The sequence below is a fragment of the Okeania sp. genome (assembly GCF_983059655.1).
Genome location: NZ_CEZPJD010000786.1, coordinates 1 through 3,676, shown reverse-complemented (window position 1 = coordinate 3,676; position 3,676 = coordinate 1). Strand labels below are relative to the sequence as shown.

Annotated in this window: 5 protein-coding genes; all 5 read left to right on the top strand. The window is 34.6% G+C overall.

From position 1 onward, the window contains the following. Positions 1-183: 183 nt before the first annotated feature. The 5 genes from AC3DU7_RS28360 to AC3DU7_RS28340 all read left to right on the top strand — a co-directional run bounded on the left by AC3DU7_RS28360 (position 184) and on the right by AC3DU7_RS28340 (position 3,521). On the top strand, positions 184-741 hold the full coding sequence (locus tag AC3DU7_RS28360; protein WP_488038575.1) for a zinc ribbon domain-containing protein: 558 nt from the start codon (positions 184-186) through the stop codon (positions 739-741). 442 nt (positions 742-1,183) lie between these two features. Then, positions 1,184-1,450, top strand: coding sequence for a transcriptional regulator (locus AC3DU7_RS28355; RefSeq protein ID WP_293088028.1), 267 nt, complete (start codon positions 1,184-1,186; stop codon positions 1,448-1,450). A gap of 119 nt (positions 1,451-1,569) precedes the next feature. Next, positions 1,570-2,487, top strand: a complete 918-nt coding sequence (locus AC3DU7_RS28350) for a hypothetical protein (RefSeq protein WP_488042599.1) — start codon at positions 1,570-1,572, stop codon at positions 2,485-2,487. A 79-nt stretch (positions 2,488-2,566) separates the two neighbouring features. Further along, on the top strand, positions 2,567-2,788 hold the full coding sequence (locus tag AC3DU7_RS28345) for a hypothetical protein (RefSeq protein ID WP_488042598.1): 222 nt from the start codon (positions 2,567-2,569) through the stop codon (positions 2,786-2,788). 199 nt (positions 2,789-2,987) lie between these two features. After that, positions 2,988-3,521 carry a Uma2 family endonuclease gene (locus AC3DU7_RS28340; protein WP_488038573.1) on the top strand — a complete coding sequence of 178 codons (534 nt, stop codon included), beginning with the start codon at positions 2,988-2,990 and terminating at the stop codon, positions 3,519-3,521. The last annotated feature ends 155 nt before the right edge of the window (positions 3,522-3,676 follow it).

The following is a 3,676-nucleotide window of genomic DNA, read 5'->3' as shown; positions in this document are numbered from 1 at the left end:
AAAACTCCCCCGGAGTGTAAGAGTCAAATTGCACTATTTTTATTTATAATTTATCAACTACTTGATGATTATTAAACTTTAATTATTATATTAAATAAGTGTAAAATTTACATAAAAAAGTAACAATTATTATAAATAAAATTGTTATAATAGATACAATTAACTAATGATCGACTAAAAATTATGGCTTACAAATGTAATCTTAGTAATGGCCAGCAAGTTTATATTGAAAATCAGGGAATGCAAACTGTGGTAACTCTTTCTAGTGGTGGCCCTGGTCAACAACAACAGGCAAGTACAGGATTTCAAACAGGTAAATGGACTGTAGTACCCACTTTGTTTAAGACTGCTACTGGAGTAATTTTGCGTATAGAGTCGGAACAGGGACAATCTTTTGTTCAGTTGCAGGCAGGTGGAATAAGTACCATAAGTGGGATGCCCACCTTGAGCGATGCTGAAGTCTTATCCCTTCAACAAGTAGAGGCAACACCCAGCACAAGTATGCCACCGATGGAACCGATGAAACCAATGGAACCTATGAAACCGATGGAACCGATGAAACCGATGAAAATGGGCGATATGGAAATGAATATGAACCCAATGCAGATGCGGATGGGTAATATGTCGATGGAAATGGGGTCAAGTTCCTCTGCAACTTTTGGGAAGCGTTTTTGTCCCCAATGTGGCTCTCCTGTACAAACAAGCGATCGCTTTTGTTCTAGTTGTGGTTATCAATTGTAATGTTAGTCTTGAAATTTTATTTAGGCGTGTAGTTGCATTAAACGCGCTTATAAACAGATACTTTTTGATCGCTAATGATCTGAATATTAGATTACCTAGTATTACACTAAGCGCAATGGATATTTGCTATAAAGAATAGACAATTTTGATAAGAATTGTTTTTGTCAAAACCTATTTATCTAATTGAGCAAGAAAGTCAATTATTATTACTTTTTTTCTTGCTTCTTTCTTTTCTAAAATACTTTTCATTAATTGATGATTGATAATGGATAATTGATAATTACCTCTGGTTAAAACCGTTCTTGATTGAATATAAGGAAATATTATTTTTCTCCCTTAAAAGGGGAGACTTTAAACCAAAATAATTTAATTATTAATTATTCGGTAATATTCTTTATTTTATCAAATTATATAGAGTTAAAAGTAATCAGGAAAATGCACAATGAAAATTGATATTGATATAATGACTCGCTATTTACATAGAATGCGAAATCAACCAGGATGGGCTTCTTTAAATGAAGTTGCGACATCTATGAATATGGATAGGGCTACATCTAGACGCTACACGAAAACAGCAGAAGAATGGGAATTAATTGAGCGTCAACATTTAGAAAATCAGCCTACTCAAATTCAAGCAACTAAGAAATTAATAAAATTAGAGCCTGGAGAAGTCAGAAAAATTGTACAGGCAAATTGTCAAGATTTTTAGTAAGAAGGAAGAAGGAAGAGGGAAGAAGGAAGATGGAAGAAGAAAGAAGGTGTTTAGTTCTCTGAGATAATAGCGGGCAAGATGCCCGCACTGGGAACATTTGAATTCTGTGAAACGATATGACAAGATTTATCCATGACCAATTCGCTAAAGATTATTTAGAAGAATTATTATCACAATTAGGAGAATGTCAAATTCCCCTAGAAATTCGCAGTGAAGTTAGACAAGTAGATGTCTTTTTTGCACCATCAACTCAACCAAAAATTTCTCCAGAAGAATTAGGATTATTAGGAAAATTAGCTACAACAATTTGTTTATTTGAACCCTTTAGAAATCCTGTAACAATTGATGAAATTCGGAGTTGTTTACTTAAATTATTAGAAGTAAATACAGACTTTATCCGTCGAGCAAATCGGGAAAATACTCGCCTGAATGAAAATAATTATCCGAAATTATGGATATTAACACCTACAGCATCAAAGACCATATTAGAGGGTTTTGGTGCTAAAAGTGATGATGAAAATTGGGGTTCAGGGGTTTATTTATTACCTGAATATCTGAGAACAGGATTAGTAGTAATTCATCAATTACCAAAGACCTTAGACACTCTATGGTTAAGAATTTTGGGCAGAGGTAGAGTACAACAACAGGCAATTGATGAGCTAGAAGCATTACCACCAGATAATCAATTTCGGGTAAATGCTTTATTGTCATTATCATCTTTGCGTAGTAACTTAGAAGTAAGTTCAGAATTAGAAGTACAAGATAGGGAGTTAATTATGCGCTTATCACCACTATTATTAGAACAATTAGAAACTGCTACTCAGTTAGGAAAACAAGAAGGTATAGAACAAGGAATACAACAAGCTAACCTAATGGTTATCGAAAATTTGTTGAGATTAAGGTTTAATTCTTTAGATGAAGAACTCAGAGGAATTATTCAACCAATGTCGTCATTATCTCCAGAGGAATTTCTTCCTTTACTTTTACAATTATCACGGGAAGAATTATTGGCAAGATTTAATAGTGAGAATTAATTCGGTTAGATGTTTTTTTATTTTGCGTAGTAAATTAGAAGGAAGTTGAGAATTAGAAGTACAAAATAGGGAGTTAATTATGCACTTATCACCACGTTTATTAGAACAATTAGAAACTGCTAAACGAATGGAGCGTAATGCAGCTATCGAAAGTGTATTGAAATTTAGGTTTAATTCTTTAGATGACGAACTTAGAGAAATTATTCAACCAATGTTGTCATTATCTTCAGAGGAATTTCTTCCTTTACTATTACAATTATCACGGGAGGAATTATTAGCAAGATTTAATAGCGAGAATTAATCCAGTTATTTAGTTAGGAAAATTTCTAGGGATAAAATTATATTGACTGAATGTTTACCTTTCGCTCCAGGAAAAAACTGTATTTAATCTTTGGCGATCGCTCTTGATAAAAAGTCTGAAAATTTTGAGGTAAACCAATCTTAATTTCTATTCCCTGTTCCCTATTCCCTATTCCCTATTCCCTAAAAAAAATAAACTTATGCAATTATCAACTACTACTAATTCCTTAGACGCTTTTCTCCAACAACCCAATATCGAAACTTCTCCTGCTTGGGAATTTATCTATGGACAACCACAACAAAAACCGATGCCAACCCTGTTTCATTCTCGCCTCCAGCGTAACCTCGTCAATACTATTAACAACAAAACCGAAGCTTATGAAGCTATTCAGGAACTCCGGTGCATTATTCCTCCCTTATCTCCTGTACCAGATATTGTGGTTGTCAAAAGCGATCGCCTTGGGAATCAAGATGGGCCACTACAAGGTTCACCGGACTGGATAATTGAAATTCGTTCTCCGGATCAAAGCACATTAGACTTACAGAACAAGATTCTGCACTGTTTGGGTAACGGGACTCAACTTGCTTGGTTAATTGATATTCAGCGACAGCAAATCTGGGTTTGGGAGAAGCAAGAACTACCACTGGTGTTTGCTGGAACTGATGTACTGCCGACTCTTGACAATATCTCAGATTTGACAGTGGAAAAAGTAATGGCTATGACTCAACAATAATAAGGCTAGATAGTGGCTAGACACAGATTTTGCCACAGATATACGGATGATGTCAAATGATTAATCTGTATTATTACGGATAATTTGTTCGCGGTTTTTTTGTGGCTTCTTGACGAGTTCGAGAAACCCATTCTTGAGCATCTTCTCCTACTAAA

What these genes read in the sequence shown, in the direction of transcription:
- AC3DU7_RS28360 (WP_488038575.1), top strand. Translation starts at nt 184, where the DNA reads ATGGCTTACAAATGTAATCTTAGTAATGGCCAGCAAGTTTATATTGAA.
- AC3DU7_RS28355 (WP_293088028.1), top strand. Translation starts at nt 1,184, where the DNA reads ATGAAAATTGATATTGATATAATGACTCGCTATTTACATAGAATGCGA.
- AC3DU7_RS28350 (WP_488042599.1), top strand. Translation starts at nt 1,570, where the DNA reads ATGACAAGATTTATCCATGACCAATTCGCTAAAGATTATTTAGAAGAA.
- AC3DU7_RS28345 (WP_488042598.1), top strand. Translation starts at nt 2,567, where the DNA reads ATGCACTTATCACCACGTTTATTAGAACAATTAGAAACTGCTAAACGA.
- AC3DU7_RS28340 (WP_488038573.1), top strand. Translation starts at nt 2,988, where the DNA reads ATGCAATTATCAACTACTACTAATTCCTTAGACGCTTTTCTCCAACAA.